The organism is Streptomyces sp. NPDC044571, assembly GCF_040647115.1.
Taxonomy (GTDB): domain Bacteria; phylum Actinomycetota; class Actinomycetes; order Streptomycetales; family Streptomycetaceae; genus Streptomyces.
This window is the reverse complement of sequence record NZ_JBEZBN010000033.1, coordinates 20,483-44,563: the sequence shown is the minus strand read 5'-3', so window position 1 is coordinate 44,563 and position 24,081 is coordinate 20,483. Positions and strand designations below refer to the sequence as shown.

Genomic DNA, 24,081 nt, shown 5'->3' with positions numbered 1-24,081 from the left:
TCCGTGCCCGGTTCTGCCCTGTTGACGTACCGCCGCGGCGCGCGACAGTTTGTTGGGCCGCCCGGCGCACGCAGCACAGAGCCCCAGCCCCCCAAGCCCCCGACCGCCGACCGCCGACCGCCCACCGCTGACCCCGCGAGTTCGGACTCCACGCCCCCCTACTCCACGCCCCCTACTCCAGGACCTCAGACCCCAGACTCCGGGACCCTCATGGACCGCGAAGCCGCTCCTCGCCCACCCCGCCCGCACCGCACGCTCCGCTTCGGCGTCAACCACACGCCGGCGCGCGGCTGGTTCCACCACTGGCTCGACTTCGATCTCGACGAGCTCAGGGCCGACCTCGACTCGATCGCCTCGCTCGGGCTGGACCACGTACGGGTCTTCCCGCTGTGGCCGGTGTTCCAGCCGAACCGGTCGCTGATCCGGCCGCGCGCCGTCGAACAGCTCGTGGCACTCGCGGACGCTGCCGCCGAGCGCGGACTCGACGTCGCCGTCGACGGACTGCAGGGGCACCTGTCGAGTTTCGACTTCCTGCCCGCCTGGACCGGGACATGGCACCGGCGGAACCTCTTCACCGACCCGGACGTGGTCGCCGGGCAGGAGGAGTACCTGCGCACGCTGGCCGCCGCACTCGCCGACCGGCCGAACTTCCTGGGCATGTCCGTGGGCAACGAGGTCAACCAGTTCTCCGGCCCACCCCACCCCGACCCCGACCTGATCACCCCCGAACAGGCGGGCCGCTGGCTGGAGCGCATGCTCGGCGCCTGCGAGCAGGGCGCCCCCGGCCGGCTGCACGTGCACGCCGAGTACGACGCCGCCTGGTACCAGGACGGCCATCCGTTCACGGCGTCCCAGGCCGCCCGGCTGGGTGCGGCGACCGCCGTGCACTCCTGGGTGTTCAACGGCACCGCGCAGCGCCACGGCCGGACCGGGACCGCGACCGAGCACCACGCCGCGTACCTGGTCGAACTGTCGAAGGCGTGGGCGCGCGATCCGCACCGGCCGGTGTGGCTCCAGGAGGTCGGCGCACCCGCTCCGCTGGTGCCGGCGGAGCACGCGGCCGAGTTCACGCGGGCCACGCTCGCGGGTGCGCTGGACTGCCCGGACCTGTGGGGGGTGACCTGGTGGTGCTCCCACGACGTGTCCCGGGACCTCGCGGACTTCCCGGAGCTGGAGTACGGGCTCGGCCTGCTCACCAACGACCGCCGTACCAAGCCGGCCGGTGCGGCCCTCGCCCGGATCGCGCAGGAGTGGCGGGGCCGCGAGCACCGCCCGGCCGTCCGGTCCACCGCGCTCGTCGTGGACGTCGGCGGGGCCGAGCACGCGCCGAAACGCTCCGTGTGCGCCCCCGGCGGGGCCTTCTTCGAGGCATGGGCCGCCCTGACGGCCCAGGGGGTGCGCCCCGCGGTGGTGCTGGCGGAACTCGCCGAGGACGCCGCGCATCTGCAGGCTCGCGGGATCACGGAGGTGGTGCGCGTCCGCGATGTGCGCTGAGGCCGGGGGGGCGGCCGACCGCCGCTGACCCGCCGTCAACCGATGCTCCCCCACCGCATTCGAGGAGCCCTGCATGTCCGAGACCGACAACGGCGTCGATCCCCGTACGTCCCCCGCCCACCGGCCTACGCGGCGGCGGGTACTCGCTGCCGCGGCCGCCGGGGCGGGGGCAGCGGCCCTGCCGGGCGCCCCGGCCCGGGCGGCGGCCTCCCCGGCGGCCCCCGCCGGGAGCCCCGTCCCGTCCCCGCCGCCGGCCGCCCGCGCGGCGGCCGACCTGGCCCCGTACGCCTCCTACTGGTTCCCCGACTCGCTGCCGCAGGGCGAGCCCGGGCCGGGCATCGTGTGGCGCTCGCTCAAGGACTGGACCCCGCAGTCCGATCCGGACCTGGCCTTCAACACTGCGACCGTGCCGCTCGCCCCGCGCTTCACCCCCGTGCCGGCGAACCGGGACGCCCGGGCGGGCCGGGCCCGGATCGCCTCGCTCGTCTCCTTCGGGCCCACCGCCCGCAATCCCGCCCAAGGCTCCGCGAGCGCCGACTACTACGCGCTGACGCACTGGGCGTACTTGGACGAGCTCGTCTTCTGGGGCGGCTCCGCGGGCGAGGGGATCGTGCTCGCCCCGAACGCGCCCGTCGTCGACGCCGCCCACCGCAACGGCGTGCGGGTGCTGGGCAACGTCTTCCTCCCGCCCGTCCCGTACGGCGGCGACCTGCGCTGGACGCGGGACCTGGTGCAGCGCGACGCCCACGGCCGGTTCCCGCTCGCCGGGAAACTCGCCGAGGTGGCGCGGACCTACGGCTTCGACGGCTGGTTCGTCAACGCCGAGACCGACGGCGGGGACGGCGCACTGGCGTCCCGGATGCGGGAGTTCCTGCGCGCACTGCGGGCCGAGGGCGCCCCGTACGGCCTGCGGATCACCTGGTACGACGCCATGAACAGCACCGGCCGGGTCGGCTGGCAGGGCGCGCTCAACGCGCTCAACCAGGAGTTCTTCGAGGACCGGTCGGGCCGGGTCGCGGACACGGTCTTCGTGGACTTCCGCTGGACGGCGCGCACGCTGGCGGACTCCGGGGCGCTCGCCGACCGGCTGGGCCGCTCCCGCCACGAGCTGTGGGCTGCCGTGGACACGGAGTCGCACGGCTGGGATTCCGCCGTCCCCTGGGACGCGATCGTCCCGCGCGGCGGCGACCACGTCGTCAGCTACGGCTTCTACCGGCCCGAGTGGACCCTGAACCACCTCACCGACCGCTCCCCCGGCGCCTTCCACCGCGCCGACGACCGGTTCTGGACGGGCGCCTCCCTCGATCCGGCCCGCCCGGGCCCCGAGGACGGCTGGCGTGCGCCCGCCACCGCCGTCGCCGACCGCTCCACCGTCACCGCCCTCCCCTTCGCGTGCACCTTCAACACCGGCCACGGGGAGCGCTGGTACGAGGCGGGCCGGGTCGTCTCCGAGGCGCCGTGGAACCACCTCGGGCTCCAGGACCGCCTGCCCGGGCGCCGCTGGGTGGTGGACACCGCGGGGGAACGCCCGTCCGTCACGCTGGACTTCGCGGACGCCTGGCGCGGCGGCTCCAGCCTCCTCGTCGCGGGCCGGTTGGACCGCCCCGCCGCCGTGGGCCTGCACGCGACCCGCCTGCCGCTGACCCGCTCCACGGTCGTGGAGCTGGTGCACGCCTGTGCAGCAGGGTCGTTCGCCGTCGAGGTCGGTGTGGCGCTGCGCGAGCCGGCCGCCGCGGGCGAGCCGGTCCCGTACACCTGGCTGGGGGCTCAGGCCCCGGCCTCCGGGCAGGGCTGGCGCAGGGCGCGGGTCGGGCTCGCGGCACTGGCGGGCCGGACCGCGTACGGGCTGGCCGTACGGCTCACGCCCCGCGGGAAGGAGGCGGTGGTCTGGCGGCTCGGCGCCCTGTCGGTACGCGACGACACGCCCCGCCGCCGCCCGCCCTCCCCGCATGCACTGAGCGTGGACGCCTCGGCCCAGGACGCCGGCCGGGCCTCGCTCCGGCTGTCCTGGCGCCACGCCCCCGGCCCGGTCCGGCACTACGAGCTGTACCGGCTGCTGCCCGACGGCGCCCGCCGCTTCCTCGGCGGCACCTGCGGCACGGCCCTGTACCTGCCGGACCTCGTACGCGCCGGCCGGGAGCGGGCCGCGGCCTTCGAGCTGCGGGCCGTCGACGAGCTCTATGCGGTCTCCGGCCCGGCCCGCACCACCCTCACCTGGGCGTCCTGAGCCTCATCCGCTGTGCGGGTGGCTGCGGGGGACGGCCACCGTCACGCGCAGCCCGTGCGGCGGGTTCTTCTCGTAGGAGAGGGATCCGCCGCCCGCGGCGAGCAGGGCCCGGGAGATCGAGAGGCCGAGCCCGGAGCCCTTGACGTTCTGGTGGCGGCCGCTGCGCCAGAACCGGTCGCCGACGCGGAGCAGCTCCTCCTCGGTGAGGCCCGGACCGCGGTCCGCGACGACGACGTGCACGAAGGATCCGGCGGGGGCGACCGACACCTCGACCTCCTCACCCTCGGGGGTGAACTTCAGGGCGTTGTCGATGACGGCGTCGAGCGCACTGGACAGGGCGATGGGATCGGCCCAGCCCGTCACGGCGGCCCGGCCCGCCTCGGTGAGCCGCACCCCCTTCTCCTCGGCGGAGGGGCGCCACGCGGCGACCCGTTCGGCGGTGAGCTGCGCGATGTCGGTGAGGCTGAGCTCGGCGGAGGCGTGCTCGGCCAGCGCCAGGTCCAGCAGGTCGTCGAGGACCTGGGCGAGCCGCTTGCCCTCGGTGCGCACGGAGGCGATCTCCTCGTTCCCCTCGGGCAGTTCGAGGGCGAGCAGCTCGATCCGCAGGAGCAGCGCCGCGAGCGGGTTGCGCAGCTGGTGGGAGGCGTCGGCGACGAACGCCCGCTGCTGCTCCAGCACCTCTTCCACGTTGTCGGCCATCTCGTTGAATGAGCGGGCGAGGCGTCTGAGTTCCGGCGGACCGCCGGAGGCGGCGACACGGGAGTTCATCCGCCCGGTGGCGATGCCGTGGGCGGCGGCGTCCAGGGTGCGCACGGGCTTGAGCACCCAGCTGGTGAGCCGCAGGGCGGCCCCGAACGCGAGGAGCATGGCGGCGGCGAGCCCGCCGAGGATGAGCAGCCAGCCCCGGAGGATCCGGGCCCGCATCTGGTCGGTGGGCGACTCCGTGAGGACGACGGCGACCACGTCGCCGTCGAGGACGACCGGTGAGGCGACGAGGAGTTTGCCGTGGGTCTGCCAGGGCCACACCTGGGCGGGGTCATGGCTGCGCCGCCCGGCGAGCGCCTCCTCGAAGGCCCGCCGTCCCTCACCGGTCTCCGGAACCTGCCACCAGCCCGGCGCCCGCGCCATGTCGTTGTCGTCGCGGTAGAAGATGCCGACGCGGATCCCGTACAGCTCCTGGTAGCGGGCGAGCTCCAGCTTGAGGGTGTCGACGCGGTCGGCGGCGCCGGTGGATCCCGATCCCTCGGCGTCGATGACGAACTGCGCGAGGGCGGCGAAGCGGGCGCTGTCGTCGATCCGGTCGACCACCACCCGCTGCTGCTGCCCGGCGGCCAGGCTCACGGCGAGCGGGAAGCCGAGGGCGAGCAGGACGCCCGCCATCAGGACGACGAGCAGCGGGAGCAGTCGGGCGCGCACGGCAGGGGTCCGCTAGGGGGCGGTGGGGGTGACGAGCCGGTAGCCCACCCCGCGGACGGTCTCGATCAGGGCGGGCATGCGCAGCTTGGAGCGCAGGGAGGCGACGTGGACCTCCAGGGTCCGCCCGGTCCCCTCCCAGCTGGTGCGCCACACCTCGCTGATGATCTGCTCGCGACGGAAGACCACCCCGGGGCGCTGCGCGAGCAGGGCCAGCAGGTCGAATTCCTTGCGGGTCAGCGGTACGTCGGCTCCGTCCACGCTGACCCGGCGGGTGGGCAGTTCGATGCTGACCGGGCCGAGCCGGACCACGGCGGGTGCACCGGTCCCGGTGGTGGCGTCGTCGGAGGCGCCGGTGCGCCGGGCGACGGCGTGGATGCGGGCCAGGAGCTCGCCGGTGTCGTAGGGCTTGACGACGTAGTCGTCGGCGCCCATGTTGAGGCCGTGGATGCGGGAGCGCACGTCGGAGCGGGCGGTCACCATGATCACGGGCGTCGAGGTCCGCTTGCGGATCTTGCCGCACACCTCGTACCCGTCCTGGTCGGGAAGGCCCAGGTCGAGCAGGACGACGCCGAAGGGCGGGGCGCCGGCGGGCAGCAGCGCCTGCAGGGCCTCCTCGCCGCTGCGGGCGTGGGTCACCTGGAAGCCGTGCCGGCCGAGGATCGCGGACAGGGCGGCGGCGACGTGGTCGTCGTCCTCGACGAGCAGCAGTCTCATTGCGTCCCCCTTTCCTGCTTTCCTTCTGACCAGTGGCCGTGGTCATGGCCACCATGCATCCACGCCGAAGAAGAGGCCCACGTCAAGAGGGCTCCCGGCCCGGCGGGCCTTCCGTTATGCACCCGGTACGCGTACGGTGCCGCCGTTGCGGCCGCGCGTACGGAGCGTATCGGTGCGAGGTCCTATCGTTATGCTCAATTCTCCCTCAGATGTGATGACGTTGTGCACGTCTCGTCACTACTGTCCTCCCAACCGAGGAGGACGGAGCAAGAGGCCGATGAGCGGAGTATCAGTGACCAAGGACGTGCAGGACGCGGCCGGCACCGCGGACGACCTGGTCGTACTGAGCAACGTCAACAAGCATTTCGGCGCGCTGCACGTGCTTCAGGACGTCAATCTGAGCATTGCCCGCGGTGAGGTCGTCGTGGTGATCGGTCCTTCGGGATCGGGCAAGTCCACGCTGTGCCGGACCATCAACCGGCTGGAGACGATCGACTCCGGCTCCATCACGGTCGACGGCAGGGAACTGCCGTCGGAGGGGCGGGAGCTGGCGAGGCTTCGGGCCGACGTCGGCATGGTCTTCCAGTCCTTCAACCTGTTCGCGCACAAGACCGTGCTGCAGAACGTGATGCTGGGTCAGCTGAAGGTCCGCAAGACGGACCAGGCGGCCGCCCTGGAGAAGGCGAAGTCCCTGCTGGACCGGGTGGGTGTCGGCTCGCAGGCCGACAAGTACCCGGCGCAGCTGTCCGGTGGACAGCAGCAGCGCGTCGCGATCGCCCGCGCGCTGGCGATGGACCCGAAGGTGATGCTGTTCGACGAGCCGACGTCGGCGCTCGACCCGGAAATGATCAACGAGGTGCTGGAGGTCATGCAGCAGCTCGCCCGGGAGGGGATGACGATGGTCGTCGTCACGCACGAGATGGGCTTCGCCCGCTCTGCGGCCAATCGGGTCGTCTTCATGGCCGACGGAAAAATCGTCGAAGAGGCCGCGCCCGAGCAGTTCTTCAGCAACCCGCGCAGTGACCGCGCCAAGGACTTCCTTTCGAAGATCCTGCACCACTGACGTTCTTGTCTGGTAGTGATCCGGTGGCGGCTCAGAGCTACGTGTCGCTCGTCGTCCAACAACGTCTCATCCGAGGGAAGTTCACCATGAAGGTTTTCAAGGCCGGCGCGGCCGCAGCCGTGGCCGCAGTCCTCGCCCTGACCGCGACCGCCTGCGGCGGCAGCAGCGACAAGGCGAGCAGTGACGGTGGTGCGTCCGGCGGCAAGGACAAGATCGTCATCGGCATCAAGTTCGACCAGCCGGGTCTGGGCCTGAAGAGCCCCGACGGCAAGTTCTCGGGCTTCGACGTCGACGTGGCGACGTACGTGGCCAAGGAGCTCGGCTACCAGCCGGACCAGATCGAGTTCAAGCAGGCCATCAGCTCCGAGCGCGAGAACCTGATCGCCAACGGTGATGTGAAGCTGGTCGTCGCCACCTACACGATCAACGACAAGCGCAAGGCGAAGGTCGACTTCGCGGGCCCGTACTTCCTGGCCCACCAGGACCTCCTGGTCCGCACCGACGACACCTCGATCACCAAGGCCGAGGACCTCAACAAGAAGAAGCTCTGCTCGGTCACCGGCTCCACGTCGGCCCAGAACATCAAGACCAAGCTGGCTCCCGAGGCCGACCTCCAGCAGAACCCCGGCTACTCCGAGTGCCTGACCGGCCTGGAGAACAAGGCCCTCGACGCGCTGACCACGGACGACTCCATCCTGGCCGGCTACGCCGCGCAGGAGAAGAACAAGGGCAAGTTCAAGCTCGTCGGCCTGAAGCTGAGCGACGAGCCCTACGGCATCGGCCTGAAGAAGGGCGACACCGAGCTGCAGACCAAGGTCAACGCCGCGCTCAAGAAGATGGTCGCGGACGGTTCCTGGCAGAAGGCCGTCGAGAAGAACTTCGGCCCCGCCAACTACAAGGCCGAGCCGGCCCCGCAGATCACCGAAGGCAGCTGATTCCTCGGTGAGGGGTGTCGCCGCCCGCCTGCCACGGGCGGCGGCCCCTCTCACCGGCCATCCTGGGGAGAGCGCAGGGCAACGTGTTCGACTTTCTTAATTCCGGGCAGTACGACGTGCTCGGAGCCTTCTGGGTGACGGTTCAGCTCACCCTCTACTCGGCGATCGGATCCCTGATCTGGGGGACCGTCCTGGCCGGAATGCGGGTCAGCCCGGTCCCGCTGATGCGGGCCTTCGGCGCGGCGTACGTCAACATCGTGCGCAACACTCCGCTGACCGTCATCATCATCGGCTGCTCGCTGGGTCTGAACCAGACCCTCGGCATCGCGCTCGGCGGCGGCACGTTCAAGGAGATCGGCTTCCGGCTCGCGGTCCTGGGCTTCATCGCCTACACCGGCACCTTCGTCTGCGAGGCGATCCGCTCGGGCATCAACACGGTGCCCGTGGGCCAGGCCGAAGCCGCCCGCGCGCTGGGCCTGAGCTTCTTCCAGGTGCTCACGCTGATCGTGCTCCCCCAGGCCTTCCGGGCGGTCATCGCACCGCTCACCAACGTACTGATCGCCCTCACCAAGAACACCACGGTGGCGGCGGCCATCGGCGTGGCCGAAGCGGCCCTGCTGATGAAGGAAATGATCGAGAACGAGCCGCAGGCGCTCTTCGCGGTCTTCGGCATCTTCGCCTTCGGCTTCGTCGTGCTGACCCTGCCCACCGGCCTGCTTCTGGGCTGGGTGGCCAAGCGAGTGGCGGTGAAGCGATGAGCTCCGTGCTGTACGACACCCCGGGCCCCAAGGCCAGGGCGCGCAACTGGATCTACACGGCGGCCTTCCTGGTCGTGTTCGGCCTGGTCATGTGGTGGGTCCTCGCCACCATGGCCGACAAGAACCAGCTCGACGCCGACAAGTGGAGCCCGTTCGTCACCGACAGCGAGGTCTGGACGACCTTCCTGCTGCCGGGACTCGGCGAGACGCTGAAGGCCGGCCTCATCGCCATGGTCATCGCGCTGCCGCTGGGTGCCGTCCTCGGCATCGGCCGGCTCTCCGACCACCGGTGGGTCCGGATCCCGGTCGGCGCCTGGGTCGAGTTCTTCCGCGCCATCCCGGTGCTGATGCTGATGCTGTTCGGTTCCGCGCTGTACGTGCGCTTCAGCACCGTCAGCTCCGAACTGCGGCCGCTGTACTCGGTGGTCACCGGCCTGGTCCTGTACAACTCCGCGGTCATCGCCGAGATCGTCGTGGCGGGCATCCGGTCGCTGCCGCGGGGCCAGACCGACGCGGCCAAGGCGATCGGCATGCGCAAGGGCCAGATCATGACGTACGTCCTGGTCCCGCAGGCCGTCACGGCCATGCTGCCGGCCCTGGTCAGCCAGCTCGTGGTGATCCTCAAGGACACCGCGATCGGCGGTGCGGTGCTGGGCCTGGGCGAGCTGCTGTCGATGAACCGGCAGATCTCGGCGAACTACAGCAACACCATCCCGACGCTCGTCGTGATCGCACTGCTGTTCATCCTCGTGAACTTCGCGCTCACCACCTTCGCCGCCTGGCTGGAGCGGCAGCTGCGGAAGTCGACCAAGGGCTCCGGCGCGGTCGTCGCCGGGGACGTGGCCGAGGTGGACGCGGGCGGCGCGGCCGGCGTGGGCGAGGCCCCCTGAGGCGGCTCTCCCCGTACGCGGGGCCCTGACACCCGGTCAGTACACTGGCGTGGCACCTGTGCTGCGGCAGAACTCATCTGCCGCACCACACGCATGCTCGGGACCGGCGTCACTTGACGCAGGCACCTCCAGTGGGTTGCATACGTTCTGTGATCACATACCGGACATCGGGAGCCGCATCATGGACCCGGTGATCGTCGTCGGCGCGGGCCCGGTCGGACTGTCCCTGTCCCTCGCCCTGGCCGGCCAGGGCGTGCCCTCCGTCCTGCTCGACGAGGGGCCCGGAAAGGACGAACCACGACCGGCCCGTACGGTCGTCCTGCACGGCGACACCGCGGCGATGGTGCACCGGCTGGGCTGTACGACCCTGCGCGACGAAGGCGCGTACTACGCGGCCTGGCGCATGCGGCGCGGCCGGGACACCCGGCGCACCACCTTCGAGGACGGCCCCGCCCCGCTGCACGTGCCGCAGCACGCCCTCACCCGCGGGCTGCGCCACGCGGCCACCGCGCACCCGCTGGTCCAGCTGGTCACCGACTGCCGACTGGACTTGCTGGAGCAGGACGACCACGGGATCACCGCCCACACCCGCGGCGCCGAGCCGACCTGGTGGCGCGGCAGCCACCTGGTCGGCTGCGACGGAGCCCGCTCCACCGTGCGCAAGCTGCTCGGCATCCGCTTCCCCGGCCGCACCGCCGTGGAACGGCACGCCGTGGCGGCGCTGCGCACCGAACTCCCCTGGCCCGGCGAGGCCCTGCTGCACCGCGATCCGCCCCGGGAGACCATCGCCCGCCCCCTGCCCGACGGGGTGTGGCGGCTGGACTGGCTGCTGCCGGGCCGCGGCGACCTCGTCACCCCCGACACATTGGTCACCCTCGTCCGGGAGACCCTGGCCTCCTGGTGCGGGGGCACCACTCCCCCGTACGACCTCATCGACACCGGGGTCCACACGCTGCACCACCGGCTCGCCCGGCGCTGGCGCGACGGCCGCGCCTTCCTCGCCGGGGACGCCGCCCACCTGCTGGGCGCGCTCGGCACCCAGGGGGTCGAGGAGGGGCTCCGCGACGCCGAGAACCTGGCCTGGAAGCTCGCCCTGGTCTGGCACCAGGGGGCCTCGGAGGCGCTGCTCGACAGCTACGAGGGCGAGCGGCGGCGGGCGGTCGCGGCCCGGCTGCGCGCCGCCGACCAGTCGATGCCGGTGCTGCGCGGCGGAGGCGGCCTGCGGACCCTGCTGCCCGGCACCGCCCGCGCCGGCGAACTCCTCCTCACCGAGGGCCACCTGGGGCGGGGACCGCTGGGCGCGGAGCCCACGTATGCCCCGCCGGTCGCCGTACGCGAGGTCCCGACCGCCACCGAGCCGGGCGGCGCCGTGGCGAACGTCGCGGTGACCGCTCCCGACGGGGCGACCGTGCCGCTGCGGGACCTGCTGGGGCGGGGCCGGCTGCTGGTGGTGCTGGTGGCTCCCGGCACCGGGGTCTGGGACCGGCGCCACTGGCTGGGCGCGGGGCTGATGCCCCGGCTGGCGGCGGCGGTGAGCGCCCTTCCGGTGCGGACGGAGCTGCTGGTCGCGGACGGCTACCCGGGGGCGGCGGCGCACACCGTCCTGTTGGTCCGGCCCGACGGCCATCTGGCGGCCACCTTCGCGGGGGTCCGGCCGGCGGAGCTGTACGAGGCGGCCGATGCGGTGCGCATGGGCGCGCCTGCCTCGCTCCAGGAGAGTTCGACGACACTTCAGCCGTGATCGATTGACCGGCCTTGCGCCCTCGTGCTTGACTCGCGGCCATGACCGGCAACGACGTGCGCCTGTGGCGGAGGGTCCATATGGACCTGCTCCGCTATGCGGGCTGCGTGTGTCGCCCTTCCTGCTGATTCGCCTTCTCCCCCGCGCCCCGCGCGTACTTCGCGAACCCCCAGGACGGTCATCTCCATGCCCACGCCCTTGTCCACGCACGCCCAGGCCCATACCCCTGCCCACGCCCGCGCCGTCCCCGTGACGGCCGCCGAACTCCTCGATTTCGCCCTCCGCACGGCTGCCGACCCGGCGGTCGTCGACTCGCTCCCCCTGGACCCGCAGGGCCGTACGTGGATCCGGCTGGAGGGGCCGGGGGGCAGCGAGGCCTGGGTGATCGGCTGGCCGCCGGGCACCGGCACCGGCTGGCACGACCACGCCGAGTCGCAGGGCGCGTTCGCCACCGCGCGGGGGCGCCTCACCGAGCGCTCGCTCGCGGTCCGGCTTCCTTCGGAGGGGTGGCGGAGCCTGGAATTGGCCCCGGAGGTGGACCGCAGCCGGAGCCTGGAGGCGGGCAGGGGCCGGGCGTTCGGGGAGCACCACGTCCACGAGGTGCTGAACGAGTCCCCGGACGAGCATGCGGTCTCGGTCCACGCGTACTACCCGCCGCTGCCGCTGATCCGCCGTTTCAGCCGGACCGGTCAGGTCCTGACGCTGGAGCACGTCGAGCGCCCGGAGGACTGGCAGTGAGTACCGCACCGACCGGCATCGACGCCCTGCTGGAGCAGGTCCGTACGACGTACTCCCGCCTCACCGCGGACGAGGCCCGTGCCGCGTTCCTGGCGGACGACGCCCTGCTGGTGGACATCCGCTACCAGGCGCTGCGCGAGCGCGACGGGCTGATTCCGGGCGCGCTGGTGATCGAGCGCAACGAGCTGGAGTGGCGCCTTGATCCCCAGGGCTCCCACCGCGTCCCCGAGGCCACCTCGCACGACGTGCGGGTGGTGGTGATCTGCAACGAGGGGTACGCGTCCTCGCTGGCGGCGGTCTCACTCCATGCGCTGGGCCTCCACCGGGCCACGGACCTGATCGGCGGATTCCAGGCCTGGAAGTCGGCGGGCCTCCCCACGACCTGAGTCCGCCCCGCCACCTGACCCTGGGTCTGACCCCGGTCTCACACCGGCATCCGCACCCGGGGGCTCCCCCCGCCCCCGGGCCACCCGGCGGCGCTCAGCCTCCCGGGTACCCGAGGTCCTCCGTGTCCTCGCCGTCCTCGCCTTCCGCTTCCAGCGCCCGCCGGACCACCCGCAGGGCCATGCCCTCCGGGTACCCCTTGCGGGCGAGCATCCCGGCGAGGCGTCTGATGCGCTTGTCCCGCTCCAGGCCCCGGGTGGTGCGGAGCTTTCGCTCGACGAGCTCCCGGGCGGTCTGTTCCTCCTGTTCGGAGTCCAGCTGTCCGAGCGCCTCCTCGACGAGGGTGGCGTGCACGCCCTTGGTGCGCAGCTCCTGGGCGAGTGCCCGGCGGGCGAGGCCCCGGCCGCGGTGCCGGGACTCGACCCAGGCCCCGGCGAAGGCGGCGTCGTCGATCAGGCCCACCTCCTCGAACCGGGAGAGGACCTCCTGCGACACCTCCTCGGGGATGCCCCGCTTGGCCAGGGCGTCCGCAAGCTGGCGCCGGGTCCGCGGCATCCCGGTGAGCAGGCGCAGGCAGATCGCCCGCGCCTGCTCCTCGGGACTCTGGGGCGGCAGGTCCTGGCGGCCTTCACGGCCGCCTGCGCCGCCCCTTTCCTGCTCCCGCACGGGTCAGCTCTTGGCCACGGCGGCCTTGGCCGTCGTCTTGGCCTTCGACGCGGGGACGGGCACGGCGGCGGCATCCGCGGCGGCGGGGGCGGCGGCGCCCGCCTCCTCGGCGCCGGCGTCCTTGCGCACGCCCACGCCCAGCTTCTCCTTGATCTTCCGCTCGATCTCGTTGGCGAGGTCGGGGTTGTCCTTCAGGAAGTTGCGGGCGTTCTCCTTGCCCTGGCCGAGCTGGTCGCCCTCGTACGTGTACCAGGCGCCGGCCTTGCGGATGAAGCCGTGCTCCACGCCCATGTCGATCAGGCCGCCCTCGCGGCTGATGCCCTGGCCGTAGAGGATGTCGAACTCGGCCTGCTTGAAGGGCGGCGCGACCTTGTTCTTCACGACCTTGCAGCGGGTGCGGTTGCCGACCGCCTCCGTGCCGTCCTTCAGGGTCTCGATGCGGCGGATGTCGATGCGCACCGAGGCGTAGAACTTCAGCGCGCGGCCACCGGTGGTGGTCTCGGGCGAGCCGAACATCACACCGATCTTCTCGCGGAGCTGGTTGATGAAGATCGCGGTGGTCTTCGACTGGTTGAGCGCACCGGTGATCTTGCGCAGCGCCTGGCTCATCAGACGCGCCTGGAGACCCACGTGCGAGTCGCCCATCTCACCCTCGATCTCCGCACGCGGCACGAGCGCGGCCACGGAGTCGATGACGATCAGGTCGAGCGCACCGGAGCGGACCAGCATGTCCACGATCTCCAGCGCCTGCTCGCCGGTGTCCGGCTGGGACAGGATGAGGTTGTCGGTGTCGACGCCCAGGGCCTTGGCGTACTCGGGGTCGAGGGCGTGCTCGGCGTCGACGAAGGCCACCGTCCCGCCGGCCTTCTGCGCATTGGCCACGGCGTGCAGGGTCAGGGTCGTCTTACCGGAGGACTCCGGCCCGTACACCTCCACGACACGGCCGCGGGGCAGTCCGCCGACGCCGAGGGCGATGTCCAGCGCGGTCGACCCGGTGGGGATGACGTCGATGGGGTCGTTCGGCTTGTCGCCGAGCCGCATCACGGCACCCTTGCCGAATTGCCGTTCAATCTGTGCGAGCGCGGCGTCGAGGGCCTTCTCGCGGTCGGTGCCTGCCATGGGTTCCACCCGGTTTGCTTGAGTCGATCGCTTCACGCCATTGACGCTAACGCCTGCCACTGACAATGCGCTTCCACGTCCGTTTCGGCTGTGGATAACTCATCAGAATGGATGTTCGATTTCCCTGTCAAGCGCACCCTTACTGACAACCCACGGTTGACACCATCTGACTGTCAACCTAGGGTTGCCTCCATGACGAACCCTTCCGTGGAACCCGTTCGCATGACCAATCCGGTCCGCCTCGACGACCTCATCGAGGCCGTCAAGAAGGCCCACACCGACGCCCTGGAGCAGCTCAGCAGCGCCGTCGTCGCCGCCGAGCACCTCGGCGACGTGGCCGACCACCTCATCGGGCACTTCGTCGACCAGGCTCGCCGTTCCGGCGCCTCCTGGACGGACATCGGCCGCAGCATGGGCGTCACCCGCCAGGCCGCCCAGAAGCGCTTCGTCCCCAAGGCCGACAAGGGCGACGGCGCCCAGGAGATGGACGCCGCCCAGGGCTTCGCGCGCTTCACCGACCGCGCCCGCAACGTCGTGGTCACCGCCCAGAACGAGGCCCGCGCGGCCGGCAACACCGAGATCCGCACCGAGCACCTCGTCCTCGGCCTGCTCGCCGAGCCCGACTCCTTCGCCGGCCTCGCGCTGCGCGCCCAGGGCATCGGCTTCGACGCCGTGCGGACCGCGGCGACCGCGGCGCTGCCCCCGGCGGCCGCGGAGCTCCCCGCGCTCGTGCCCTTCGACGCAGCCGCCAAGAAGGCCCTGGAGCTCACGTTCCGCGAGGCCCTGCGCCTCGGCCACGCCTACGTGGGCACCGAGCACATCCTGCTCGGCCTCCTCGAACTGGAGGACGGCGCGGGCGTCCTGAGCGGCCTCGGCGTGGACAAGGCCGCCGCCGAGGCCGCGGTCACCGAAGCCGTGGCAGCCGTACACGACGGGGTCGACCCGCGGTAGCGCCGTCCTGCGCCGCCCCTTCCGTCAGGGCGTACCGCTTCACGTACGCCCCCAGGAAGGCCTGGAGGGTGGCGACGGCCGGGATCGCGATGAGCGCCCCGACCGCGCCCAGCAGGGCGGTGCCGGCGATGACCGAGCCGAAGGCCACCGCCGGGTGGATGTCGACCGTCCTCGCGGTCAGCTTGGGCTGCAGGACGTAGTTCTCGAACTGCTGGTAGACGACCACGAACCCGAGGACGTACAGGGCGTACCAGGGATCGACCGTGAAGGCGATCAGCATCGGCAGCGCGCCCGCCAGGTAGGTGCCGATGGTGGGGATGAACTGGGAGACCAGCCCCACCCACACCGCGAGGGCGGGCGCGTACGGCACGTCGAGGACGGCGAAGACGACGTAGTGCGCGATCCCGGAGACCAGCGCCATCAGTCCGCGGGAGTAGAGGTACCCGCCGGTCTTGGAGACGGCGATCTCCCAGGCGCGCAGCACCTCCGACTGCTTCGCGGGCGGCAGTACGGAGCACAGCGCGCGCCGCAGCCGCGGCCCGTCGGCGGCGAAATAGAAGGAGAAGAGCCCGATCGTCAGCAGCCGGAACAGTCCGCCGAGGACGGTGGCGGACACGTCGAGCACGCCGGTCGCACTGTTCTGCACGTACTTCTGCAGCCAGTCGGAGTGCAGCAGGCTGTCCTGGATCTCCAGTCGGGACAGCTGGGTGTGGAAGGTCCCGTTGATCGAGTTGATCACCGAGTCGAGATAGCGGGGGAAGCCCTCGACCATGTCGACGATCTGCCCGGCGAGTATCGAGCCGAGCAGGACGACGAAACCGGCGGACGCGACGAACACCCCGAGGAAGACCAGGAAGGTGGCCAGCCCGCGCCGCATGCCGCGGGCCGCCATCCGGGCCACGGCGGGCTCGATCGCGAGGGCGAGGAAGAACGCGATCAGGATGTTGATCAGCAGCCCGGTCAGCTGGTGGAAGGCCCAGCTGCCGAGCTGGAAGCAGGCGATGAGGGCCAGGACGAGGACGACGGCGCGCGGCAGCCAGCGCGGCATGCGGGCGCCGGCCGACGCCGGCCCGCGCGGGACCTCGCCGGGCGGGGCCTCGCCGGGCGAGCTCTCGCCCGGCCGGGGTACCGCCGGGCGGTCCGGGGTGGACCCGTGCGGCCGCGCCGACGCAGCGGGCACGTCCGGCCCGTCCGGCCGGTCAGGGGCGTCGGGCCGGTCAGGGGCGTCGGGGCCGGGTGTTCCGGCGGGTCCGGGCGTCGGTGTCGTCGTCTCGTCAGTGGGGGCCACCGAGCCAGTCTGACCCACCCGCCGCGCCCCCGGCGAAGCCGCCTGCGGACGGAGCCGGCGCCGTCAGCGCAGCGAGGCCGGTACGTCCATCGCCGAACACACCGCGCGCCACACGTCCTTGGTCTCCCAGCCCGCGTCGAGCGCCTGGAGGACGGTGAGTCCGCCGAGCTCGGCCATGACGTGGTCGCGCGCGAAGGAGTCGGCGTAGGCGGCGCCGAAGTGTTCGGCCATCCGCTCCCAGAAAATCGTCAACCGCATGCGTTCAGTATCCCGCCCCGGGAGAGTGCACCGCCCCGGTTCGTCCTCCGTCCGCCCGTGGGGGCGCCCTACGGTTTCACGCATGCCTGGAGACGAAGCTTCCCCGCTGACCGCACTGGCCCGGGCCGAGCAGTTCATCTGGCTCACGGCCCGGGTCCTGGAGCAGCGGCGGTTCGCGTTCCACTTCCTCGGCGGCGACGCGGACCCGGTGGACACCGCCCTCGGCTCGTACCTCAACGCCGACGGCGGCTACGGCCATGCCCTTGATCCGGATCTGCGCGGTCCGCTCAGCCAGCCGCTGCACACCGCGCACGCCCTGCGGGTCCTGGACAGCCTGGGCCGCTGCGCCGGGCAGCGCATCGAGCGGCTGTGCCGCCACCTGACCCGGGTCTCCACCGGGGACGGCGCCCTGCCGGTGCTGCTCCCGGGCCCGGGCGGCTACCCGGCGGCGCCGTACCACCCGGTGCACGACGATCCGCCGAGCGAGCTGCTGGTCACGGGCCCGGTCGTCGGGGTATTGCACCGCAACCGGATCTGGCACGCCTGGCTTTTCCGGGCCACGGACTTCTGCTGGGACCGGGTCGAGAACATGCGGCACTCGCATCCGTACGAGGTGCAGAGCGCGGTGGCCTTCCTGGACGGCGCCCCCGACCGGGCGCGGGCGGTGGCGGCGGCGGACCGGTTGGGGCGGCTGGTGCGCGAGCAGCGGCTGGTCGTGCTCGACCCGCGGCGCCGCCACGAGTACCCGCTTCCCGCCGGCTACGCCCCGGGCGAGCGGTTGTTCCCCCACGACGTCGCCCGGCGGCCGGAGTCGCTGGCGCGCGGCTGGTTCACGGACGAGGAGCTGAGCCGCTCCCTGGACTTCCTGGCCGCCGAGCAGCAGGCGGACGGCGGCTGGCCGGTGCGGCGCCAGGCGTGGGCGCCGGGCAGTTCGCTGGAGCGGCGCCCGATCGCGACGCTGGAGGCCCTGCTGACCCTGCGGGCGTACGGCCGCCCCCTGGGCAGCGCCCTCCCGGCCGGGGCCGGGCCGGCTAGCCGCCCAGGGCCCGGACACCGGCCGTGACCACCACGGCTGCGCCGACCACGACGAGGAAGGGCGACGAGCACGGGCAGGCCCGCGGGCAGTACGGGCAGCAGGCCCAGTCCGAGGACGAGCGCGAGCGCGGCGACCGCCCGCTCGGTGGCGGTCTTCACCATCGGCGCGAGCAGCGCCAGGAAGACGGCCGGCCCGGCTGCGTCCAGCCCCCACGCGTCGGTGTCCCCGAGCGCCTCGGCACCGAGCACGCCGAGCAGCGTGGTGAGGTTCCACAGCAGGTAAAGGCTCAGTCCGGTGACGGTGAACCCGAGCCGCGCCGACCTGCGGTCCGGCTGCGCCAGCGCCACGGCGGTGGTCTCGTCGATCACCCAGTGCGCCGCGAGGGGGCGCAGCGGCCGGGGCAGGGCGAGCAACTGTGACAGCCGCAGCCCGTAGAACGCGTTGCGCGTACCGAGGAAGAAGGCCCCGGCGGCGGCGGTGAACGGATTGCCCCCGGCGGCCAGCGCCCCGACCAGCGCGAACTGCGAGGCCCCGGTGAACACGAGCAGGCTCAGCACGCAGGCCTGGAGCACACTGATCCCGGCTCCGGCGGCGGTCGCCCCGAACGCGAAGCCGGACAGCCCGACGGCCACCCCGACTCCGAGCGCATCGCGCACGACGGCGCCGCGCGGCTTCTCCCCGGGCCCCGCGGGGGCCTCCTGTACCACCATCCGATGTTCTCCCACGCCCCGAACGTACGCAGGGCGGGGCGGTGCGGTCTTGTACGTTCTTGCGCGCTCCCGGTGTCCCCGCAGGTCAAGCCCGGGCCCGACCGGCCCGTTCGCGGCGGTAGGCGCCCGGGGGGACGCCCACGATGCGGGTGAAGTGGCGGTTGAGGTGCGGCTGGTCCGAGAAGCCGACCGCGAGGGCCGCCTCCGCGGGTGCGGTACCCGCGTCGAGCAGGCGCCGGGCCCGGCGGACCCGTGCGTCGGTGAGCCAGGTGTGCGGCGGCATGCCGTAGCGCTCCCGGAAGGCCCGTAGCAGCGCGAAGGGGCTGGTGCCGAGCTCCGCGGCCAGTTGTTCCAGCGAGGGCGGCCCGGACATCCGCTCCTCCAGCACCGCCCGGGCCCGCACGGCGTCGGCGGCTGCGGCGCCGCGCACCGGGCGGGCGGGCAGCGGTCCGGCGTGCCGGGTCAGCATCCGCGCCACCGCCCGGCGCAGCAGGGTGTCGGCGGCCAGCGCGTTGCCCTCCTCGGCGGCCCGGTGCACCTGGGCGATCAGCCGGGAGGTCTCCGGGTCGGTGACCGAGTCGGTGGTGAAGCCGGGGGTTCCGCGCAGGTTGCCGACCTCCGCCGCCACCTCGGCGATCAGCTCCCGGGAGGGGTAGAGGGTGGCGTACGCCCAGCCTTCGGGGGCCCCGGCGCGGGCGGTGTGCGGGACCTCGGGGTTGATCAGGACGACGCTGCCCGGCCCGGCCCGCACGATGCCGCCGGGCAGGCCGACCTCCTCGATGCCGCCGGTGACGGCCGCGATCACGTACCCCTCGTGGGCGTGGCGCGGGAAGGAGTGGCGGATGTAGTGCGCGCGCAACAGGTCCAGGCCGGGCAGTTCCGGGTACCGCCAGTGCCGCGCCCACTCGCCGTTCTGCGCCATTCCCCCATTCTGCGCCCGCCCGGGAACCGGTGTTCGCGCAGGTCCGGCCGGTTGTCGGTGCCCGGGTGCAGGATGGGGGCATGGCCGGCTCCGCGCTCGATGCGTTCTCCCCCGCGACCCGCTCCTGGTTCACGGGGGCCTTCCGTACGCCCACCGCCGCCCAGGAGGGCGCCTGGCGGGCGATCGGGGCCGGGTCGGACGTGCTCGTCGTCGCGCCCACCGGCTCCGGCAAGACGCTGGCCGCCTTCCTCGCCGCCCTGGACCAGCTGGCGTCCGTCCCGCCGCCCGCCGAGCCCAAGAAGCGCTGCCGGGTGCTGTACGTGTCGCCGCTGAAAGCCCTCGCGGTCGACGTGGAGCGGAATCTGCGCAGTCCGTTGACGGGGATCCGCCAGGAGTCCGTCCGGCTCGGCCTGCAGGAGCCGGAGATCCGGGTGGGGATCCGCTCCGGCGACACCCCGCCCGCGGAGCGGCGGGCGCTGGCCACCCGGCCGCCGGACATCCTGATCACCACCCCCGAGTCGTTGTTCCTGATGCTGACCTCGGCGACGCGTGACGCGCTGTCCGGGATCGAGACGGTGATCCTGGACGAGGTCCACGCGGTCGCCGGGACCAAGCGCGGCGCGCACCTGGCGCTGTCCCTGGAGCGGCTGGACGAGCTGCTGCCGCGCCCAGCCCGCCGGATCGGGCTGTCGGCGACGGTGCGGCCGGTGGACGAGGTGGCCCGCTTCCTCGCGCCGCGCGGCAAGGTGGAGATCGTCCAGCCGCCCTCGGCCAAGGAGTTCGACCTGTCGGTCGTGGTCCCGGTCGAGGACATGGGCGAGTTGGGCGGCTCGCCGGCCACGGAGGGGAAGGAGGGCGGCGACAAGCCCTCGATCTGGCCGCATGTGGAGGAGCGGATCGCCGACCTGGTCCAGGCCCACCGCTCCACGATCGTGTTCGCCAACTCCCGCCGCCTGGCGGAGCGCCTGTGCAACCGGCTCAACGAGATCGCGTACGAGCGCGCCATGGGCGAGCGGCTGCCCGAGGGCCCGCCTCCCGCGCAGGTCATGGCCCAGTCGGGCGCTGCGCAGGGGGCCCCTGCGCTGCTGGCCCGCGCGCACCACGGCTCGGTCTCCAAGGAGCAGCGGGCGCTGGTGGAGGAGGACCTGAAGGCGGGCCGGCTGCCGGCCGTGGTCGCCACGTCCAGTCTGGAGCTGGGCATCGACATGGGCGCCGTCGACCTGGTGGTGCAAGTGGAGTCCCCGCCGTCCGTGGCGTCGGGGCTCCAGCGGGTGGGCCGGGCCGGCCACCAGGTGGGCGCGGTCTCGACCGGCGTGGTCTTCCCCAAGTACCGGGGGGACCTGGTGCAGGCGGCCGTGGTCACCGAGCGGATGCGCACGGGGTCGATCGAGTCCCTGCGCATCCCCGCCAACCCGCTGGACGTCCTGGCGCAGCAGCTGGTCGCGATGACGGCGATGGACACCTGGCAGCTGGACGAGCTGCTGGCGCTGGTGCGGCGGGCGGCGCCGTTCGCGGCGCTGCCGGAGTCGGCGTTCACGGCGGTCCTCGACATGCTGGCGGGCCGCTATCCCTCCGACGCGTTCGCGGAGCTCAGACCGCGGGTCGTGTGGGACCGGGTGGCGGGGACCATCACGGGCCGGCCGGGGGCGCAGCGCCTGGCGGTCACCTCCGGCGGCACGATCCCCGACCGCGGCCTCTTCGGCGTCTTCCTCGCGGGCGCCGACCCCAAGAAGGGAGGAGGCCGGGTCGGCGAGCTCGATGAGGAGATGGTCTACGAGTCCCGGGTGGGGGACGTCTTCACGCTCGGCACCACCTCCTGGCGGATCGAGGACATCACCCGGGACCGGGTCCTGGTCTCCCCCGCCCCCGGCGTCCCGGGCCGACTGCCGTTCTGGAAGGGCGACCAGCTGGGCCGCCCCCTCGAACTGGGCCGGGCGGTCGGCGCGTTCCTGCGCGAGCTCGGCGCCCTCACCGACGAGGACGCCCGGCTGCGCCTGCTGGCGGCCGGCCTGGACGCCTGGGCCGCGGAGAACGTCCTGGCGTACCTGGCGGAGCAGCGCGAGGCCTGCGGCCACGTGCCGGACGACCGGACCATCGTCGTGGAGCGGTTCCGCGACGAGCTCGGCGACTGGCGGGTCGTGGTGCACTCCCCGTTCGGCGCGCAGGTGCACGCCCCGTGGGCGCTGGCCCTCGGTGCCCGGCTGGCCGAGCGGTACGGGATGGACGCGCAGGTGATGCATGCCGACGACGGGATCGTGCTGCGCCTGCCGGATGCGGACCTGCTCTCGGTGGACCTCCTGGACCACGACCCGTCGGCACCCCACTCCTTCGAGTTCGACGACGAACAGGCCCCGCTGGGCGCGGCGGACGTCGCCTTCGACCACGGGGACGTCCAGCAGATCGTCACCGACCAGGTGGGCGGCTCCGCGCTGTTCGCCTCCCGGTTCCGCGAGTGCGCGGCCCGCGCACTGTTGCTGCCGCGCCGCAATCCGGGCAAGCGCACCCCGCTGTGGCAGCAGCGTCAGCGGGCTTCCCAACTGCTCCAGGTCGCTTCGGAGTTCGGTTCGTTCCCGATCGTGCTGGAGGCGGTACGGGAGTGCCTGCAGGACGTCTTCGACGTGCCGGGCCTGACGGAGCTGATGGGCGACATCGAGGCCCGCCGGGTGCGCCTGGTCGAGGTCACCACCCCTGAACCGTCCCCCTTCGCCCGTTCGTTGCTCTTCGGGTACGTGGCCCAGTTCCTGTACGAGGGGGATTCGCCCCTCGCCGAGCGCCGCGCGGCCGCCCTGTCGCTGGACTCCCGGCTGCTGGCCGAGCTGCTGGGCCAGGCGGAGCTGCGGGAACTGCTCGACGCGGAGGTACTGGAGGAGCTGGAGCGGGAGCTCCAGTGGCTGACCGAGGACCGGCGGGCCAAGGACCGCGAGTCGGTCGCCGACCTGCTGCGCCTGCTCGGCCCGCTGACCTCGGCCGAGCTGGCCGAGCGCGGCGCCGACCCGGCCTGGGCGCAGGACCTGGCCGACGCCCGCCGGGCCATCCCGGTCCGGATCGCGGGCGCGGAGCACTGGGCGGCGATCGAGGACGCCGGCCGGCTGCGGGACGCGCTCGGCACTGCACTCCCGGTGGGGGTGCCGGAGGCGTTCACCGAGCCGGTCAAGGACCCGCTGGGCGACCTCCTGGCCCGGTACGCCCGTACGCACGGCCCGTTCACCACCGCTTCCGTCGCCGCCCGCTTCGGTCTGGGCGCGGCGGTGACGGAGGGCGCGCTGCACCGGCTCGCGGCCGCGGGGCGGGTGGTCCAGGGCGAGTTCCACCCGTCGGGCATCGGCCAGGAGTGGTGCGATGCGGCGGTGCTGCGCAGACTGCGCCGCCGCTCCCTGGCCGCCCTGCGCCAGGAGCTGGAGCCGGTTCCGCCGACCTCCCTCGCGACCTTCCTGCCGCACTGGCAGCACCTGGGCGGCGCCCTGCGCGGGATCGACGGCCTGGCCCGGGCCGTGGAACAGCTCCAGGGCGCCCCGGTCCCCGCCTCGGCACTGGAGCGGCTGATCCTGCCCTCCCGGGTGGCGGGCTACTCCCCGACCCTGCTCGACGAGCTCACCACCACCGGCGAGGTGGTGTGGGCGGGAGCGGGAGCCCTGCCGGGCAAGGACGGCTGGGTCTCGCTCTACCTGGCGGACGCGGCCCCTCTGCTGCTGCCGCCGCCGCATCCGCTGGAGCTCACCCCGCTGCACCAGTCGATCCTCGACACCCTCTCCGGCGGGTACGGCCTGTTCTTCCGTCAACTCGCGGAATCGGTGCGGGCCAAGTGGTCCGAGGCCACCGATCCGGAACTGTCCGATGCGCTGTGGGACCTGGCCTGGTCGGGCCGCCTCACGAACGACACCCTGGCCCCGCTGCGCTCCCTGCTCGGCTCGGGCCGCACGGCGGGCGCCACCGCACACCGGGCCCGGCGTACCGTCCCGCGCGGGCGGTACGGCACGCTCAGCGCCCAGGTCTCGCGGCCCGGCCCTCCCACCGTCTCGGGCCGCTGGTCGCTGCTGCCCGCCCAGGCTCCGGATCCCACCCACCGCGCGCACGCCCTGGCCCGTACGCTGCTGGACCGGCACGGGGTGGTGACCCGGGGGGCGGTGGCCGCCGAGGGTGTCGAGGGCGGGTTCAGCGCCGTCTACCGGGTGCTGTCGGCCTTCGAGGACAGCGGCCAGGCCCGCCGCGGGTACGTGGTGGAGGGCCTGGGCGCGGCCCAGTTCGCCATGGACGGGGCGGTGGACCGGCTGCGGGCGGCCGAGCGGACGCCGCCCCCGCTGGCGGCGGTGGTGCTGGCCGCCGCCGATCCGGCGAACGCGTACGGCGCCGCCCTGCCCTGGCCGGAGCCCCCGGCCGGGGCCACCCACAAACCGGGCCGCAAAGCGGGCTCCCTGGTGGTCCTGGTCGACGGGGAGCTCACCCTCTACCTGGAGCGCGGCGGCAAGACCCTGCTGGCCTGGCCCGGAGCGGGGGATCCGCGTCTGACGGCCGCCACCGAGGCCCTGGCCGCCGGCTGCCGCACCGGCGCGCTCCCGCCCCTGACGGTGGAGCGGATCAACGCCGCGGCCGCCCTCACCTCGCCCTTGGGCGCCGCCCTGGAGGCGGCGGGATTCCATGCGACGCCGCGGGGGCTTCGCCTGCGCCCCTGAAGTGCTCCCCTGAAGCCGCAGAGCCGTCCCGACCGTTGCGCTTATGTACCGCTTATGTACGGAGCACGTCACGAGACCCGTCCTGGCTGGCCGTGTCGATC

General features: G+C 73.1%; 20 protein-coding genes and 1 pseudogene. 13 read left to right on the top strand and 8 right to left on the bottom strand.

The window, feature by feature from the left end; translation table 11 throughout:
• The first annotated feature begins 210 nt into the window (after positions 1-210).
• Positions 211-1,494 (top strand): glycosyl hydrolase, encoded by a 1,284-nt coding sequence (locus AB0B01_RS19145; protein WP_361720056.1) that lies wholly within the window; start codon positions 211-213, stop codon positions 1,492-1,494.
• 73 nt (positions 1,495-1,567) lie between these two features.
• On the top strand, positions 1,568-3,721 hold the full coding sequence (locus tag AB0B01_RS19140; RefSeq protein WP_361720053.1) for an endo-beta-N-acetylglucosaminidase: 2,154 nt from the start codon (positions 1,568-1,570) through the stop codon (positions 3,719-3,721).
• Positions 3,722-3,724: 3 nt separating this feature from the next.
• On the opposite strand, the gene AB0B01_RS19135 is transcribed toward AB0B01_RS19140, so the two are convergent.
• Entirely contained in the window at positions 3,725-5,137 is a 1,413-nt protein-coding gene (locus AB0B01_RS19135) for a HAMP domain-containing sensor histidine kinase (protein ID WP_361720050.1), read from the bottom strand.
• Positions 5,138-5,149: 12 nt separating this feature from the next.
• Positions 5,150-5,851: a response regulator transcription factor gene (locus tag AB0B01_RS19130; protein ID WP_361720047.1), complete on the bottom strand. Its 702-nt coding sequence runs from the start codon at positions 5,849-5,851 to the stop codon at positions 5,150-5,152.
• A gap of 277 nt (positions 5,852-6,128) precedes the next feature.
• Here AB0B01_RS19130 and AB0B01_RS19125 point away from each other — a divergent pair, with 277 nt between their 5' ends.
• The 8 genes from AB0B01_RS19125 (at position 6,129) to AB0B01_RS19090 (ending at position 12,362) form a co-directional block, all read left to right on the top strand.
• Entirely contained in the window at positions 6,129-6,914 is a 786-nt protein-coding gene (locus tag AB0B01_RS19125; protein ID WP_361720044.1) for an amino acid ABC transporter ATP-binding protein, read from the top strand.
• 86 nt (positions 6,915-7,000) lie between these two features.
• A complete protein-coding gene (locus tag AB0B01_RS19120) occupies positions 7,001-7,849 on the top strand; it encodes a glutamate ABC transporter substrate-binding protein (protein ID WP_361720042.1) in 849 nt (282 codons plus the stop codon).
• An 83-nt stretch (positions 7,850-7,932) separates the two neighbouring features.
• Complete coding sequence (locus tag AB0B01_RS19115) at positions 7,933-8,607, top strand: ABC transporter permease subunit (protein ID WP_361720039.1); 675 nt, start codon at positions 7,933-7,935, stop codon at positions 8,605-8,607.
• Positions 8,604-9,497, top strand: coding sequence for an amino acid ABC transporter permease (locus AB0B01_RS19110; protein ID WP_361720036.1), 894 nt, complete (start codon positions 8,604-8,606; stop codon positions 9,495-9,497). Before AB0B01_RS19115 ends, AB0B01_RS19110 begins: the two co-directional genes overlap by 4 nt.
• Positions 9,498-9,678: 181 nt before the next feature.
• Positions 9,679-11,238, top strand: a complete 1,560-nt coding sequence (locus AB0B01_RS19105; RefSeq protein WP_361720033.1) for an FAD-dependent monooxygenase — start codon at positions 9,679-9,681, stop codon at positions 11,236-11,238.
• 41 nt (positions 11,239-11,279) lie between these two features.
• Complete coding sequence (locus AB0B01_RS19100; RefSeq protein WP_311318651.1) at positions 11,280-11,366, top strand: putative leader peptide; 87 nt, start codon at positions 11,280-11,282, stop codon at positions 11,364-11,366.
• 58 nt (positions 11,367-11,424) lie between these two features.
• Complete coding sequence (locus tag AB0B01_RS19095) at positions 11,425-11,976, top strand: cysteine dioxygenase (protein ID WP_361720031.1); 552 nt, start codon at positions 11,425-11,427, stop codon at positions 11,974-11,976.
• Positions 11,973-12,362 (top strand): rhodanese-like domain-containing protein, encoded by a 390-nt coding sequence (locus AB0B01_RS19090; RefSeq protein ID WP_361720029.1) that lies wholly within the window; start codon positions 11,973-11,975, stop codon positions 12,360-12,362. The genes AB0B01_RS19095 and AB0B01_RS19090 overlap by 4 nt, the downstream gene beginning before the upstream one ends.
• A 94-nt stretch (positions 12,363-12,456) precedes the next feature.
• Here AB0B01_RS19090 and recX read toward each other — a convergent pair whose 3' ends face one another.
• Together recX and recA are read right to left on the bottom strand one after the other, a co-directional pair.
• Entirely contained in the window at positions 12,457-13,026 is a 570-nt protein-coding gene (recX, locus tag AB0B01_RS19085; protein WP_361720026.1) for a recombination regulator RecX, read from the bottom strand.
• A gap of 3 nt (positions 13,027-13,029) precedes the next feature.
• Positions 13,030-14,145: a recombinase RecA gene (recA, locus tag AB0B01_RS19080; RefSeq protein WP_361720023.1), complete on the bottom strand. Its 1,116-nt coding sequence runs from the start codon at positions 14,143-14,145 to the stop codon at positions 13,030-13,032.
• Between the two features lie 192 nt (positions 14,146-14,337).
• Here recA and AB0B01_RS19075 point away from each other — a divergent pair, with 192 nt between their 5' ends.
• Positions 14,338-15,096, top strand: coding sequence for a Clp protease N-terminal domain-containing protein (locus tag AB0B01_RS19075; protein ID WP_361720020.1), 759 nt, complete (start codon positions 14,338-14,340; stop codon positions 15,094-15,096).
• Here the strand turns inward: AB0B01_RS19075 and AB0B01_RS19070 are convergent.
• Both AB0B01_RS19070 and AB0B01_RS19065 read right to left on the bottom strand, forming a co-directional pair.
• Positions 15,050-16,144 (bottom strand): AI-2E family transporter, encoded by a 1,095-nt coding sequence (locus tag AB0B01_RS19070; protein ID WP_361720124.1) that lies wholly within the window; start codon positions 16,142-16,144, stop codon positions 15,050-15,052. The two genes, AB0B01_RS19075 and AB0B01_RS19070, sit on opposite strands and share 47 nt — an antisense overlap.
• A 303-nt stretch (positions 16,145-16,447) precedes the next feature.
• Positions 16,448-16,642, bottom strand: coding sequence for a DUF3046 domain-containing protein (locus tag AB0B01_RS19065; protein ID WP_356850333.1), 195 nt, complete (start codon positions 16,640-16,642; stop codon positions 16,448-16,450).
• Positions 16,643-16,724: 82 nt separating this feature from the next.
• Between AB0B01_RS19065 and AB0B01_RS19060 the strand changes: the two genes are divergently transcribed.
• The gene (locus AB0B01_RS19060; protein ID WP_361720016.1) at positions 16,725-17,705 is read left to right on the top strand and encodes a hypothetical protein; all 981 of its coding nucleotides are present in this window, start codon (positions 16,725-16,727) and stop codon (positions 17,703-17,705) included.
• 32 nt (positions 17,706-17,737) lie between these two features.
• On the opposite strand, the pseudogene AB0B01_RS19055 reads toward AB0B01_RS19060, so the two are convergent.
• Positions 17,738-18,388: pseudogene (locus AB0B01_RS19055) on the bottom strand (AzlC family ABC transporter permease); the annotation flags it as partial.
• An 85-nt stretch (positions 18,389-18,473) separates the two neighbouring features.
• Complete coding sequence (locus AB0B01_RS19050; RefSeq protein ID WP_361720013.1) at positions 18,474-19,310, bottom strand: AraC family transcriptional regulator; 837 nt, start codon at positions 19,308-19,310, stop codon at positions 18,474-18,476.
• Between the two features lie 80 nt (positions 19,311-19,390).
• Here AB0B01_RS19050 and AB0B01_RS19045 point away from each other — a divergent pair, with 80 nt between their 5' ends.
• The gene (locus tag AB0B01_RS19045) at positions 19,391-23,980 is read left to right on the top strand and encodes an ATP-dependent helicase (RefSeq protein WP_361720010.1); all 4,590 of its coding nucleotides are present in this window, start codon (positions 19,391-19,393) and stop codon (positions 23,978-23,980) included.
• Positions 23,981-24,081 lie beyond the last annotated feature (101 nt).

What these genes read in the sequence shown, in the direction of transcription:
- AB0B01_RS19145 (WP_361720056.1), top strand. Translation starts at nt 211, where the DNA reads ATGGACCGCGAAGCCGCTCCTCGCCCACCCCGCCCGCACCGCACGCTC.
- AB0B01_RS19140 (WP_361720053.1), top strand. Translation starts at nt 1,568, where the DNA reads ATGTCCGAGACCGACAACGGCGTCGATCCCCGTACGTCCCCCGCCCAC.
- AB0B01_RS19130 (WP_361720047.1), bottom strand. Translation starts at nt 5,851, where the DNA reads ATGAGACTGCTGCTCGTCGAGGACGACGACCACGTCGCCGCCGCCCTG.
- AB0B01_RS19125 (WP_361720044.1), top strand. Translation starts at nt 6,129, where the DNA reads ATGAGCGGAGTATCAGTGACCAAGGACGTGCAGGACGCGGCCGGCACC.
- AB0B01_RS19120 (WP_361720042.1), top strand. Translation starts at nt 7,001, where the DNA reads ATGAAGGTTTTCAAGGCCGGCGCGGCCGCAGCCGTGGCCGCAGTCCTC.
- AB0B01_RS19110 (WP_361720036.1), top strand. Translation starts at nt 8,604, where the DNA reads ATGAGCTCCGTGCTGTACGACACCCCGGGCCCCAAGGCCAGGGCGCGC.
- AB0B01_RS19105 (WP_361720033.1), top strand. Translation starts at nt 9,679, where the DNA reads ATGGACCCGGTGATCGTCGTCGGCGCGGGCCCGGTCGGACTGTCCCTG.
- AB0B01_RS19100 (WP_311318651.1), top strand. Translation starts at nt 11,280, where the DNA reads ATGACCGGCAACGACGTGCGCCTGTGGCGGAGGGTCCATATGGACCTG.
- AB0B01_RS19095 (WP_361720031.1), top strand. Translation starts at nt 11,425, where the DNA reads ATGCCCACGCCCTTGTCCACGCACGCCCAGGCCCATACCCCTGCCCAC.
- recA (WP_361720023.1), bottom strand. Translation starts at nt 14,145, where the DNA reads ATGGCAGGCACCGACCGCGAGAAGGCCCTCGACGCCGCGCTCGCACAG.
- AB0B01_RS19075 (WP_361720020.1), top strand. Translation starts at nt 14,338, where the DNA reads ATGACGAACCCTTCCGTGGAACCCGTTCGCATGACCAATCCGGTCCGC.
- AB0B01_RS19070 (WP_361720124.1), bottom strand. Translation starts at nt 16,144, where the DNA reads ATGCCGCGCTGGCTGCCGCGCGCCGTCGTCCTCGTCCTGGCCCTCATC.
- AB0B01_RS19065 (WP_356850333.1), bottom strand. Translation starts at nt 16,642, where the DNA reads ATGCGGTTGACGATTTTCTGGGAGCGGATGGCCGAACACTTCGGCGCC.
- AB0B01_RS19060 (WP_361720016.1), top strand. Translation starts at nt 16,725, where the DNA reads ATGCCTGGAGACGAAGCTTCCCCGCTGACCGCACTGGCCCGGGCCGAG.
- AB0B01_RS19050 (WP_361720013.1), bottom strand. Translation starts at nt 19,310, where the DNA reads ATGGCGCAGAACGGCGAGTGGGCGCGGCACTGGCGGTACCCGGAACTG.
- AB0B01_RS19045 (WP_361720010.1), top strand. Translation starts at nt 19,391, where the DNA reads ATGGCCGGCTCCGCGCTCGATGCGTTCTCCCCCGCGACCCGCTCCTGG.